This window comes from Pseudomonas sp. SMV71, from assembly GCF_052042015.1.
Classification (GTDB): domain Bacteria; phylum Pseudomonadota; class Gammaproteobacteria; order Pseudomonadales; family Pseudomonadaceae; genus Aquipseudomonas.
In genome coordinates this window covers 283706-296599 of record NZ_JBKGGU010000002.1, presented here as the reverse complement: position 1 = coordinate 296599, position 12894 = coordinate 283706, and the positions used below count along the sequence as shown (strand labels likewise).

Sequence of the window (12894 nt, the reverse complement as noted above, 5' to 3'; positions counted from 1 at the left end):
CTTAAGCGGTGCTCAGTCGTAATAAAGGGTTGGGGTGTAGCCCGGTCGCCGCCAGACGCCGGGCTGACTTAAATCAGAAAGGCTTGGTAGGCAGATACTTGCCGTCCAGGGTGATCACAGCGCGATGGCCACCCTCCGGATCTTCGACTTTCTTGATGTCCAGCTTGAAGTTGATGGCACTGATGATGCCGTCGCCGAACTTCTCGTGAACCAGAGCTTTGAGGGTGGTGCCGTATACCGACATCATCTCGTAGAAACGGTAGATGGTCGGGTCGGACGGTACGCCGTCAAAAAAACTGCCGCGAACTGGCATCGATTGCAGCAAAGCGACTTGATCAGCATCAAGGTCGAGTTTCTTACCCACGACCTGGGCGGCGCTGGAAGGCAGTGGATGCTGGCCGAGCAGGGCAGCAGTGACGAAGGCTTCGGACAGGCCGGTGCCATCAACGATCTCGGCGAAGGACAGGTCCTTGCGAGCCTTGGTCAAGATGATGGTTTCGGTCAGTTCCTGGCGAGCGGTGCGGGTGGCTTGAGTCTGGATCATGGCGAATCTCCTGGGTTGGTAAGGGTTGCAGGTACAGGTTTCAGGCAACGTGCCTGGCTTGCTGGGAAACGGCGTGGACTTCGGGGTTCTCTGCGAGGGACACGAAGGTCCCGGTACTGCCATCGAAGGCGTCGATACGCCCGCTCTCGATGTCATAAATCCAACCGTGCAGGGTGACGCGGCCTTCTTCGAGAGCCAGGCGAACGGATGGGTGTGTCTGGAGATTGGCCAGTTGCGCGATGACGTTTTCGCGCACCATGGACGTAACTTTGCTCGGCAGATCCGGGTGTTTGCGGGCTTCGTTGACGACCTTGGCCGAGTCGGCGTAACGGAGCCATCCGGCAACGGCAGGCATGTGATCCAGGCACTTGCACGTTGCTATGGCGGTCATCGCGCCGCAGTCGGAGTGACCGCAGATGACGATGTCTGCGACCTGGAGTGCGGCGACTGCGTATTCAACAGAGGCCGAAACGCCCCCGGGTTCCGGGCCATACGACGGCACGATGTTGCCGGCGTTGCGGATTACAAACAGATCCCCTGGCTCGCGCTGGGTGACCAGTTCAGGCACCAATCGGCTATCTGAGCAAGAGATGAACAACGCCCTTGGGCTCTGCTGATTAGCCAGGTTCTTGAACAGTTTGATCCGCTCAGGGAAGGCGTCTTTCTGGAATTTCAGAAAACCGTCGATGATCGCTTTCATGGTTGCTGTCTCGATGTCTGGGTGTGAGACAAAGATTAAGCAACGCATTACATAAGGTAAAAGTCTGATTTATTATGCTATTGATCAGATTATCTTATGGGTTAAATCATGCTTGCTCGCCACATCCAGTACTTCCTCGCGGTTGCGGAACATCTCAGCTTCACGAAGGCCGCAGCGGCGCTGCACGTGTCTCAGCCAGCCCTTTCGCAGCAGGTGAAACAGTTGGAAGAAAGTCTTGGAGCCCAGCTGTTCGACCGTTCAGGGCGCACAACTCGTTTGACTGACGCGGGAGACGTCTATCTTTTGTATGCACGCCGTGCTTATCAGCAATTGCGAGATGCTAGAAGCGCCATCCACGATGTGAGCGACCTCACCCGCGGCTCATTGCGCCTGGCCGTGACGCCAACGTTCACGACTTATCTGGTAGGGCCGGTGATCGAAGCATTTCACTCTCGGTATCCCAAGATCACGCTCAACCTGAAGGAGATTTCCCAAGAGCGCATTGAGGAGCTGCTTTTGGCAGGAGAATTGGACGCGGGGATCGCGTTCGATGAAATAAGCACACCGAATATTGAGGCCATCCCGTTGCTGAACGAAACCCTCGCTTTAGTGGTGAGTCGCAGACACCACTTGGCCGAGGAGCGGTCCATTGGATTGCAGGGTCTGAATGCCGAATCCCTGATTCTGCTCAGCCCGGAGTTTGCCACCCGCGAACAGATCGACCGCTACTGCCGCAAACACGCGATTCGTCCTCAGGTGCGGATGGAGGCCAATGCCCTCGGTGCGGTGATCGAAATTGTTCGTAGGACCAATCTATCGACTTTATTGCCGGCCAAAGTCGCGTTGGCCCATGATGATCTGGTAGCCATCGCACTGGAACCCGAGCGTTTGCAGCGCACCGCCGTCCTGATGCGGCGCAAAGATGCCTTTCAGAGCGCAGCGATGCGAGTTTTCATCGAGGTGGCTAAAGAAGTATCCCTTGAACTAAACGTGTAATACCTGCGCCCGTCGGTCTCAACTTGTGCCACCTGTACGTCAGCGAGGGTTTCGAACACTCAGGTCACCTTCAGCGTTTAGCCAACGTGTTCGCGTCAGCGGTGTGGGTGAACCAAGTGAAGCCTTGGATTTTCCCCCTTTGCTGCTTCGCATGCATCGGTCAGCATGATAATCAGCTGGCGTTCTATCCGAGCCAGTCGGGCTGGAGGCCTGTTTGATCCAGCGATAAACCTGCAAAATTCAACGTCAAGGTCAACAGACTCTCTGGGAGGGGATATGAGAATTGGTGAGCTGGCAAAAATCAGCGGTTTGGCGCCGTCACGCATCCGCTTCTACGAGGCGAGCGGCCTGATCAAACCGGTTGAGCGCAAAGCCAACGGTTATCGCGATTATGCCCCCGACACCGCATGGATGCTGGAAATCATCACCGGCGCGCAGGCGGCAGGTTTCTCGTTGGAAGAAATACGCCAATTGATGCCGATGGACGACAGCGGCTGGCATCAGGATGACTTACTCAGTGGACTCAAGCAAAAGGTCGGGGAAATTGAAGCCTTGCAGCAAAGGTTGGCGCGGAACAAGGAGCAACTTCTGTCGGTCATCAAGGGCATCGAGGGTAAGCCCGAGGGCATGGCCTGTGCAGACAACGCGCAAATGCTGATCAATCGTCTGCGCAAGGAAGGCATGGTTGCAACGTCAGGCAAGCGTGCGGTAGGGGGGGGCGGGAAAGAAGCTGCCCGTCGGGCTTCCGGGGCCCGACGGGCATAACCGTTTTTTCAGTGTTCACCGCCGTTCGGCGAGCTGCCGTCCAGCGTCTAGTGCGTCGAAAAAGCTATTGACCTTCAAGCTGACTTCAATCTTAAGGTGGCCTCATTTCCAGCTGAGGACCGCTCCATGAATCTATTCGACACCCTGACGCTTCCCAACGGTTCGACCATCAAGAACCGAATCGCCAAGGCCGCCATGGAAGAGAACATGGCGGATGCCGAGCAGGCGCCCTCCGACGCACTGATGCGTCTCTATCAAGCGTGGGCTGACGGCGGTGCAGGGTTGATCATTACCGGTAACGTGATGGTCGACGGCCGTGCGATGACGGGGCCGGGGGGTGTGGTCTTGCAGGATGATCGGCAACTGGACAAGTTCCAGCGCTGGGCGCGGATTGGCCGATCCGGCGGCGCGCAGTTCTGGTTGCAGATCAATCACCCGGGTCGGCAGATGCAGTCCAATCTTGGGCAGAAGACCTGGGCTCCCTCAGCCGTGGCGCTGGATCTGGGCAAACTCTCGAAGCGCTTCGCCACGCCCCATGCCATGACTGCCAGCGTGATCGAGGACGTTATCCAGCGCTTTGCGAACACCGCACGCTTGGGCGAACAAGCCGGGTTTACCGGCGTGGAAATCCACGCTGCCCATGGCTATCTGTTGAGCCAGTTCCTTTCGCCCTTGACCAATCAACGAACGGACGAGTGGGGCGGCTCCCTGGAAAACCGTGCGCGCCTGTTGCTCGAAATCGTCAAGGCAGTCAGGGCGGTGGTTTCTGCGCGATTTACGGTGGCGGTCAAACTCAATTCCGCCGATTTCCAGCGCGGAGGATTCACCGCCGATGACGCGAAAAAGGTCGTTGAACTGCTCAACGAGCTGGATGTGGACCTGGTGGAATTGTCCGGCGGCAGTTACGAAGTGCCCGCCATGCAAGGGGAGGCGCGCGATGGTCGCACCTTGGCCCGCGAAGCTTATTTTGTCGAGTTCGCCCGAGACATCCGGACCGTCGCGAAGATGCCGGTGATGGTCACCGGCGGTATTCGTCGTCGCCCGGTGGCTGAAGGTGTCGTGCAGAGCGGTGTGGACATGGTCGGTATCGGCACGGCATTGGCCATCGATCCATACCTGCCGCGTGACTGGCTGCTGGGCAAGGACAATGCCCCGCAATTGCCGCCGATCACTTGGAAGAACAAGGCCATCGCCGCCTTGGCGAACATGGCGGTGGTGAAGTATCAGTTGGGTAAGCTCAGTCGGGCGAAACAGCCTGATCCACGTGTCTCGCCATTGCGTGCGCTGATTGTGCAGCAGATCGCCATGGCGTTTCGCACGCGACAATACCGGCGTTGGGTAGAGAAGGGTTCGATGTGAGTCGGTACCTGTTCAACTCGGAGAGCGATGGAGGGTAACCCACTTTTTTCAACTTTCTACCGTTGGCGGAATGTCCGCTTCTGGCCGATAACTGCCTTTCACCAACGGCAGCTATCGGCCACAAGCGGTCTTTGCAGTCCAGAAAAAGTGAGTCCCAACCGGATATGGGATATCTTGCCGGCCTCGAAACCGACTGGTATTCATGGAGGAAAAATTGCGGATTTACGTTACAGGTGCTTCGTGTGCGGGCGTGACTACTTTGGGTCAAAACATCGCAACTCTGCTCGGTGTACGACAGGTCGATGTCGATGATTATTTCTGGATGCCCACGAACCCTCCTTTTACGACCAAGCGACCTCCCAGTGAGCGCGTGTCATTGATCCAGCAAAAGTTCGGTGACTACGATTGGGTGCTGACCGGTTCTTGTATGGGCTGGGGAGAAGCGCTGATTACCCATGTCGATCTGATTGTGTTCGTTGTAACACCAACGCCCGTTCGCCTTGAACGGCTGGCCGAACGTGAAAAGGAGCGCTTTGGAGATCGGATAGCACCGGGTGGCGACATGCATGAGATACATGTGGCCTTTCGAGAATGGGCTTCGCGGTATGACGATCCGCACTTTTCAGGAAACAACCGAGCGTGGCACGAGGCATGGCTATCAGAGCAGGCCCCTCCGGTCTTACGGATTGACGGGATGAACAGTGCTGAAAAGATGGCTGCGGATGTCATTCATGCTTTATCGCAAGAAGCCCAATAGCTAGAAACCGAACGACTAAGGCCGACTCTCAACGCGCTATAGTAATGTCCGCTTCGGGTCGATAACTGCCCCTGGTGAATGTCTGCTTCTGGCCGAAAGCAGCCGTTCATCATTACTTAATTTCGTAGCGTGCCGTTTCGCGTGTTACGGCTTACGTGTCGGCCCAGTTGTACCTTCCGCGAACGGTCCTACTGCGGCCACTGCTCAAGCAGGATCGAGACAAACTTCTCGGCGGCGGGTGACAGGGACGCGCCTCGTCGATAGACCAGTCCCAGCGATCGGTTGACCACCGGTTCGATCAGCGGCACGCTGACCAGCGTCGGATGGTCCCCGGCGGGCATCGCCAAGCTGGGCATTGCCGATACCCCGAGGCCTGCCTCCACCAGTCCCAGTGACGTAGACAGGTGCTGGACCTCGTAAAACCATTGCGGACGCCAGCTCAGGCCCGACAAAGCATGATCGAGCAGCATGCGATTGCCACTCAGGCGACCCACCCCGATCAGGCGATAGTCGCTGAGTTCCGACCAGGTGACGGCGCTGCGCCCAGCCAATTCGTGATCGCGGCGGCAAGCCAGGACAAAGGGTTCGTTGACCAGGGGCACGAATTCGATGTCCGGGTGCTGGCCGCTCATCATGTTGATGCCAAAGTCGGCTTCGCCGCGCAGCACCGCCTCAAGTCCTTCGTTGGCGCTGAGGTCGAGCAGGCGGATGCGGATTTTCGGATAGCGCTCGTTGTACAAGCGGATTACCGACGGCAGGAAATAGAACGCTGCGGTGGGGATGCACGCCAGGGTCACCCGGCCGATCTGCCGTTCCGCCAGCTCGCGAATGTTGAGGATCGAATCATCGAAGTCGTCCAGCAGGCGTCGTGCCTTGGGCAGAAAGTCGCGTCCGACGCTGGTCAGGCTGACCTTGCGCGTCGTGCGATCGAGCAAGGCAGTCCCCAGACCTTCCTCCAGCTTCTTCATGCGTCGGCTTAGCGCCGGCTGAGACAGGTGGAGCGCATCGGCAGCCTCATGGAAACTGCCAAGTTCGGCGATTTTGACGAAAGATCGTATGTCCTGAAGCTCATATTCCATGCCGGATCCCCATAAGCAATGCGATACATCGTGGTGATCATCCTACGGGGATTGATTCGTGAAACGCAATAAAGTCTCCGATCTTTGCATTGGAAACACTTTTCAAAGCCTGCCACTCTTGCCTCCAGAACATCAATTATCCAGATTGATTAACAAGAGTTAGTGTTCATGCAACGAATTCCTTGTGTGCTCATGCGCGGCGGTACCTCCAAAGGCCCGGTGTTTCTCGCTTGGGACCTGCCGACCGCCATCGTGGAACGTGACGAGCTGTTGCTCGATCTGATGGGATCTGGCCACGAGCTGGAGATCGACGGTATCGGCGGCGGCAGCCCGCAAACCAGCAAAGTGGCAATCGTCAGCCCATCGTTGCACCCCGAGGCGGATGTCGATTACCTGTTCGTCCAGGTCATGGTCTCCCAACGTCGGGTCGACACCGCGCCCAACTGCGGCAATATGCTCTGCGCCGTCGGCCCGTTCGCCATCGAGCAGGGGCTGGTCAAGGCGACCGGTGACCGTACCCAGGTACGCATTCGCAACCTCAATACCGGTACATTTGTCGTGTCCGAGGTGCAAACTCCGGGGGGCAAGGTCAGCTATGAGGGTGACACTGCCATCGATGGCGTACCGGGCACTGCCGCGCCGGTGGAACTGACGTTCCTGGATGCGGCAGGCAGCAAGACGGGCAAACTGTTTCCCACCGGTCAATCGCAGGACGTCATCGACGGCATTGTGGTGACCTGCATCGACATGGCCATGCCCATGGTCATCGTCGAAGCGAGTCAGCTCGGCAAGCGCGGCGACGAAAGCCCCGCCGAGCTGGATGCCGATAAAGCCTTTCTGCAACGCCTGGAGTCCCTGCGGCTCAAAGCCGGGCTGGCCATGGGCCTGGGCGATGTCAGCGACAAGGTGATTCCCAAGCCGGTGCTGGTGTCGCCGGCAAAATCTGGCGGAACGCTCCAGGTGCGCTACTTCATGCCGCACAACTGCCATCGGGCGCTGGCGATTACCGGCTCGATCGGGCTTGCCACCGCGTGTGTGACCGCAGGCAGTGTCGCCGCCGGATTGATCGGCGGCGTCAGCGAGCCCCGCTTGCAGCGGGTCCGTATCGAGCATCCGAGCGGCGGTATCGACGTTGTTTTGTCCTACGCCGGGGAAAAGGGTGAGACCATCCGCGCCTCGGTGGTGCGTACCGCGCGCCGACTGTTCTCGGGTTTCGTCTACGCCAAGGGTTCCCAACGACTGGCCGGTTAGTCAGGCTGTCGTTGTCGTTAGCATCAGAACAATTCTAAAAATGGGTGATGCCATGAAAGTTGTTAAATCGCTCTACTTCCAGATCATCTGCGCCGTGCTGCTGGGCGTGGTGGTCGGGCACTTCTGGTCGCAACAGGCGATTGCCTTGAAGCCGCTGGGCGACGCCTTCATCAAGCTGATCAAGATGATGATCGCGCCGGTGGTGTTCTGCACCATCGTCACCGGCATCGCCGGCATGAGCGACAAGCGCTCGCTGGGGCGCTTGTTGAGCAAGACGATGCTGCTGTTCCTGGGCTTGACCGTGGTCAGCCTGGTCATCGGCCTCGTGGCGGTCTATGTGTTCAAGCCCGGGGCCGGGATGAACATCGACCCGACCCATCTGAGCACCCAGGGCCTGGCGCAGTACACCGACTCGGCGGCGAAGCTGGGGGTGGTCGACTTCTTCATGCACATCATTCCCGACACCTTTATCGGCGCCTTCAATAAAGGCGAGGTACTGCCGGTCCTGTTTATCGCGGTGCTTTGCGGCTTCGCCCTGTCTTCGTTGGGTGAGCGGGGCAAACCGGTACTGGACGTACTGGAATCGGCGTCGCACATGGTGTTCAAGATCTTCTCCTACCTGATGCGTTTTGCCCCGATTGGCGCATTCGGCGCCCTGGCGTTCACCGTCGGGCAGTACGGCATCACGTCGCTGGGGAGCCTGGCCAAGCTGATCATGACCTTGTACATCGCTTGTGCTTTCTTCGTCTTCGCGGTTCTGGGCGGTATCTGCCGGGCCCATGGCTTCAGCTTATGGAAACTGCTGTGCTACCTGCGCGAGGAGTTCCTGGTGGTGCTGGGCACGTCTTCGACCGAACCGGTGATGCCGCGAATGCTGGAAAAACTCCAGGCCCTGGGTTGCAAGAAAGGAGTAGTGGGGCTGGTGCTGCCGACCGGCTACTCATTCAACCTGGATGGCACCGCGATCTACCTGTCGCTGGCGGCTATCTTCATCGCGCAGGCTTGCAACATCGAGCTGACGCTGACCCAGACCGTCACCATGCTGGCGATCATGTTGTTGTCGTCAAAAGGCGCGGCAGGGGTGACCGGCAGCGGGTTCGTCGCGCTGGCCTCGACCCTGACGGTCATCCACGACATTCCCCTGGCCGGCCTGGCCCTGTTGATCGGCATTGACCGTTTCATGTCGGAAGCCCGGGCGCTGACGAGCCTGGCGAGCAACGCGGTGGCGACCGTGGTGATCGCCATCTCGGAGAACGCCTGCGACCGCCAGGTGCTGTTGCAGACCCTGGACGGCAAGCCTTCCCCGTCAGTGTCCCAGGCGACAGATGACGCCTGGGACGACGCCAAGGCCGCGAAACATCTCTAGCCGGTCACGGCAAACTCGATATCACGGCGCTACACCAATTTTGACCTCTGCCAGGCACACTGAACGTGTCGCCTGGCAGGTTGGAAGGCGTGCGCCTGGGTGTTGGTAAAGCTACGAATAACAACAAGAGAACTGACCTATGCTCGCTTTACTTGGCTTTGCCATGGTGGTGGTCTTCACCTTCCTGATAATGACCAAACGCCTGTCGCCGATCGTCGCCCTGACGGTCGTGCCCATTGTCTTTGCGGTGATCGGCGGGTTTGGCGGCACCACCGGCAAGATGATGCTGGACGGCTTGAAAATGGTCGCGCCTTCCGCTGCCTTGCTGCTGTTCGCGATCCTGTTTTTCGGCCTGATGATCGACGCCGGCCTGTTCGATCCACTGATCCGCAAGATCCTCAAGCGGGTCAATGGCGACCCGATGAAAATCGCCGTCGGCACGGCCTTGTTGTCGCTGGTGGTAGCGCTGGACGGCGATGGCACCACGACCTACATGATCACCTGCGCCGCCATGCTGCCGTTGTACAAGCGTATCGGCATGAACCCGATGATCCTCGCGACGGTGGCGATGCTGTCCTTGAGCATCATGAGTGGCATGACCCCCTGGGGCGGCCCGGCGACCCGTGCAATCGCCGCACTGGGCCTGGACGCCGGCGATTACTTCGTGCCCTTGCTGCCGACCATGATCGGCGGCGCATTGTGGGTGGTGTTCACCGCTTTCCTGCTGGGCCGTACCGAACGCAAGCGCATTGGCAACGTCCAGCTGCAAAGCGGCGGCGGGGACTGCTATATCAAGGCGATCATCGAAGACACCCCACACAAGCGCCCGAAACTGGCCTACGTTAATCTACTCCTGGTGATCGCGGTCATGGCGGCCCTGGTGATGGGGCTCATGCACTCGGCGATCCTGTTCCTGATTGGCTTCGTCCTGGCGCTGATGATCAACTATCCGCAACTGGACATTCAGAAGGAGCGCATTCTTGCCCATTCGGGCAACGCCATGACTGTGGTCCTGCTGGTCTTCGCGGCTGGCATCTTCGCCGGAATTTTCTCCGGGACAAAAATGGTCGATGCCCTGGCGCAGACCCTGGTCGACTGGATTCCGCCCTCGTGGGGGCATCTGTTCCCGCTGGTGGTGGCGATCACCAGCATGCCGCTGACCTTCGTCCTGTCCAACGATGCCTATTACTTCGGCGTCGTACCCATCCTGGCGAATGCCGCTGCTGCGTATGGGATCGATCCGGTGGAAATCGCCCGGGCGTCGATTCTCGGTCAACCGGTGCACCTGATGAGCCCGCTGGTGGCTTCGACCTTGCTGCTGGTGGGCATGGTCGATCGTGACCTGGGCGACTTCCAGAAAGCGACCGTCAAGTGGGCCGTGCTCACGTCCCTGGTGATTACCGCACTGGCCTTGCTGACAGGTGCGTTGACCCTGTTTTCCTGAACCACCCGACACCTTCGCTTTGCGCCCGACACGCCTCGCCATCGAGGGGTGCGCTGACGTGCACGCCAAATAACAACAAAGAGAACCGATATGCATACTTTTTTGCCGCCTAGGGCTGTATTGCCAATGCTTGGCCTGTTGCCGCTGGCCGTTGCCAACGCTGAAGGTTTCGTTGACGACAGCAAACTCAAGCTGCAACTGCGCAACGTCTACTTCAATGAAAACTTTCGCGATGAGCACGGGATGAGCGCACGGGCTGCCAGAACCGCAAAGAGCGAACGCACCGAATGGGCCCAAGGCTTTCTGTTGGATTACCAGTCGGGTTTTACCCCCGGCACCGTTGGCTTTGGCGTCGATGCCCTGGGGCTGCTCGGGGTCAAGCTCGACTCCGGGCGTGGCCGCAGTGGCACCGGTCTGTTACCTGTCCATGACGATGGTCGCGCCGCCGATAAATTTGCCAGCGCGGGGATGACCGCCAAGGCGAGGGTGGCCAAGACCACGCTCAAGTACGGCACTTTGTTGCCCAAGACCCCGGTGCTGATCTACAACGACGCGCGACTGTTGCCCCAGACCTTCCAGGGGCTGCAGGTCAGTAGCACTGACATCGATAATCTCGCCCTGACCGCCGGTCATCTGGAGCGTTTCAAGCTGCGGGATTCCAGCGACAGCATGCCGATCGTGCCTGACGGCTACGCTGGCGATCAGTCGGGCGACTTCAACTACGCCGGTGCCGATTACAAACTGGGGAAAAATACCCGCTTGAGCTACTTCTACGGTGAGCTTGACAACTTCTATCGACAGAACTTTGCGGGCATCCAACACGACCTGCCGCTGGGCAGCGGGGTGCTGACCAGCGACCTGCGCTACTTCAACAGTGTCGATTCAGGTTCAGCCTACGGCGGCAAGATCGACAACGACATGCTCAGCGGCCTGCTGTCCTACGCTGTTGTCGGCCACACGTTCAGTGCCGGCTACCAGGCGCTCAGCGGCGAGGCCGGCTTGCCGTATATCAGCGGTGCCACGGTCTATTCCTTCAGCAATGTCGGGATTGGCAAGTTCATCGAGGAGGACGAGAAGACCTGGATGCTCGGCTATGGCTACGATTTTGCCCGCCTCGGTGTACCTGGCCTCACGTTTTCCAGTCGCTACCTGAGCGGCAACGATGGCAAATCCAACAGCACCGTGAAGGAATGGGAGCGTGATGCCGAAGTCGCCTATGTCGTGCAGCAAGGCACGTTCAAGGGGCTGGGGGTGAAGCTGCGCAACTACGTCTATCGTTCGGATTTCTCACGGGGCCGTGACAGCAACCGAATCTACTTTACCTACGACGTTGCGCTTTGGTAGGAGCTTGGTCCAACCCGCTTGAACGTCTGCCTCAACGCGGCCTCTGAGAGTAATGCAGGGCGAGCTCACTTCGCCCGTTTACCCCCGGAGGCTGATGTACATGAACATTCTGATGGTTCTTACCTCGCACGATCAATTGGGTGACACCGGCAAAAAGACCGGCTTCTGGCTGGAAGAATTCGCCGCGCCTTACTATGTGTTCTTCGACGCCAATGCGACGGTCACGCTTGCCTCTCCGAAGGGCGGGCAACCACCGCTGGACCCCAAGAGCAACGAAGCGGACGCGCAGACCGATGCGACCCGACGCTTTGGCTCGGACACCCAGGCCCAGATGGCATTGGCCGACACCTTGCCACTGGGTGAGATAGACCCGTATGACTTCGATGCGGTGTTTTATCCAGGAGGCCATGGCCCCCTTTGGGACCTGGCCGAGGACACTGACTCCAAGGTCCTCATCGAAGCCTTCTACGAGTCGAATAAACCCATTGCCGCCGTCTGCCACGCGCCTGGGGTGTTCAGGAACGCCAACGCCCCGGACGGACAGCCGATTGTGAAAGGAAAAAAGGTGACTGGGTTTACCAACTCCGAAGAGGAGGCGGTAGGGCTGACGCAGGTGGTGCCGTTCCTGGTGGAAGACATGCTCAAGGCCAAGGGCGGCGAGTATTCCAAGGGGGCGGACTGGGCCAGCTATGTGGTGGAGGATGGACACCTGATCACCGGCCAGAATCCGGCATCTTCCGAAGCCGCCGCCCATGCGTTGCTCAAGCGTTTGAAGCAAGAGCAGTCGGATTGAGTCATGGGTTGTTCGCTGAAACGGACTGCCGGCTGCGAACGATGCGGCCGGTGGAAGGAGCAAGTGAATCATGAGCGACGTTTACAATCTTTCCCGTTTTGTCGAAGCCCAGGCCCCGGTGTTCAGTGGCGTCATGGACGAACTGCGCGCAGGTCGGAAAACAACGCACTGGATGTGGTTCGTCTTTCCGCAGTTGCAGGGCCTCGGTCGCACCGAGATGGCAGCTCGGTTCGCCCTCTCTGGCGTGGCCGAAGCCTGCGCGTACCTGCAGCACGAGGTGCTCGGTCCTCGGCTGGAGGCGTGCGTGACGACTGTCTTGCAACACCGCGACCGGAGCGCCGGGCAGATCTTTGGTGCGCCCGACGATCTGAAGTTTCGCTCCTGTCTCACGCTGTTCATGACAGCGCAGCCGAAGTCGACCTTGTATTCCCGGGCGCTGGACCAGTTCTATTCGGGTGAACCCGATCCCAAGACGCTGCTTCTGCTTGGGGACTGA

Annotated in this window: 13 protein-coding genes; 10 read left to right on the top strand and 3 right to left on the bottom strand. The window is 58.9% G+C overall.

Annotated features, from left to right (window positions below; genetic code table 11):
• Window positions 1-73 precede the first annotated feature (73 nt).
• Together cynS and ACLEJQ_RS03050 are read right to left on the bottom strand one after the other, a co-directional pair.
• Window positions 74-544: a cyanase gene (gene cynS, locus ACLEJQ_RS03055; RefSeq protein ID WP_440792052.1), complete on the bottom strand. Its 471-nt coding sequence runs from the start codon at window positions 542-544 to the stop codon at window positions 74-76.
• A 40-nt stretch (window positions 545-584) separates the two neighbouring features.
• Entirely contained in the window at window positions 585-1244 is a 660-nt protein-coding gene (locus tag ACLEJQ_RS03050) for a carbonic anhydrase (RefSeq protein ID WP_440792051.1), read from the bottom strand.
• A 108-nt stretch (window positions 1245-1352) separates the two neighbouring features.
• Here ACLEJQ_RS03050 and cynR point away from each other — a divergent pair, with 108 nt between their 5' ends.
• The 4 genes from cynR (at window position 1353) to ACLEJQ_RS03030 (ending at window position 5121) form a co-directional block, all read left to right on the top strand.
• Window positions 1353-2240 carry a transcriptional regulator CynR gene (cynR, locus tag ACLEJQ_RS03045; protein ID WP_440792049.1) on the top strand — a complete coding sequence of 296 codons (888 nt, stop codon included), beginning with the start codon at window positions 1353-1355 and terminating at the stop codon, window positions 2238-2240.
• A 276-nt stretch (window positions 2241-2516) separates the two neighbouring features.
• Window positions 2517-3005 (top strand): MerR family transcriptional regulator, encoded by a 489-nt coding sequence (locus ACLEJQ_RS03040; protein ID WP_440792047.1) that lies wholly within the window; start codon window positions 2517-2519, stop codon window positions 3003-3005.
• 126 nt (window positions 3006-3131) lie between these two features.
• Window positions 3132-4364: an NADH:flavin oxidoreductase/NADH oxidase family protein gene (locus ACLEJQ_RS03035; RefSeq protein WP_440792045.1), complete on the top strand. Its 1233-nt coding sequence runs from the start codon at window positions 3132-3134 to the stop codon at window positions 4362-4364.
• A 214-nt stretch (window positions 4365-4578) separates the two neighbouring features.
• Window positions 4579-5121, top strand: a complete 543-nt coding sequence (locus ACLEJQ_RS03030) for an adenylate kinase (protein ID WP_440792127.1) — start codon at window positions 4579-4581, stop codon at window positions 5119-5121.
• Window positions 5122-5309: 188 nt separating this feature from the next.
• On the opposite strand, the gene ACLEJQ_RS03025 is transcribed toward ACLEJQ_RS03030, so the two are convergent.
• Entirely contained in the window at window positions 5310-6200 is an 891-nt protein-coding gene (locus ACLEJQ_RS03025) for a LysR family transcriptional regulator (protein WP_024777250.1), read from the bottom strand.
• A 168-nt stretch (window positions 6201-6368) separates the two neighbouring features.
• Between ACLEJQ_RS03025 and ACLEJQ_RS03020 the strand changes: the two genes are divergently transcribed.
• The 6 genes from ACLEJQ_RS03020 to ACLEJQ_RS02995 all read left to right on the top strand — a co-directional run bounded on the left by ACLEJQ_RS03020 (window position 6369) and on the right by ACLEJQ_RS02995 (window position 12894).
• The gene (locus ACLEJQ_RS03020) at window positions 6369-7451 is read left to right on the top strand and encodes a 4-oxalomesaconate tautomerase (protein ID WP_440792043.1); all 1083 of its coding nucleotides are present in this window, start codon (window positions 6369-6371) and stop codon (window positions 7449-7451) included.
• 40 nt (window positions 7452-7491) lie between these two features.
• Window positions 7492-8817, top strand: a complete 1326-nt coding sequence (gene dctA / locus ACLEJQ_RS03015) for a C4-dicarboxylate transporter DctA (RefSeq protein WP_440792041.1) — start codon at window positions 7492-7494, stop codon at window positions 8815-8817.
• 139 nt (window positions 8818-8956) lie between these two features.
• Entirely contained in the window at window positions 8957-10261 is a 1305-nt protein-coding gene (locus ACLEJQ_RS03010) for a CitMHS family transporter (RefSeq protein ID WP_440792039.1), read from the top strand.
• A 90-nt stretch (window positions 10262-10351) separates the two neighbouring features.
• Window positions 10352-11605, top strand: coding sequence for an OprD family porin (locus tag ACLEJQ_RS03005; RefSeq protein ID WP_440792037.1), 1254 nt, complete (start codon window positions 10352-10354; stop codon window positions 11603-11605).
• Between the two features lie 100 nt (window positions 11606-11705).
• On the top strand, window positions 11706-12398 hold the full coding sequence (locus ACLEJQ_RS03000; RefSeq protein ID WP_440792036.1) for a type 1 glutamine amidotransferase domain-containing protein: 693 nt from the start codon (window positions 11706-11708) through the stop codon (window positions 12396-12398).
• A 70-nt stretch (window positions 12399-12468) separates the two neighbouring features.
• Window positions 12469-12894, top strand: a complete 426-nt coding sequence (locus ACLEJQ_RS02995) for a DUF1810 domain-containing protein (RefSeq protein WP_440792034.1) — start codon at window positions 12469-12471, stop codon at window positions 12892-12894.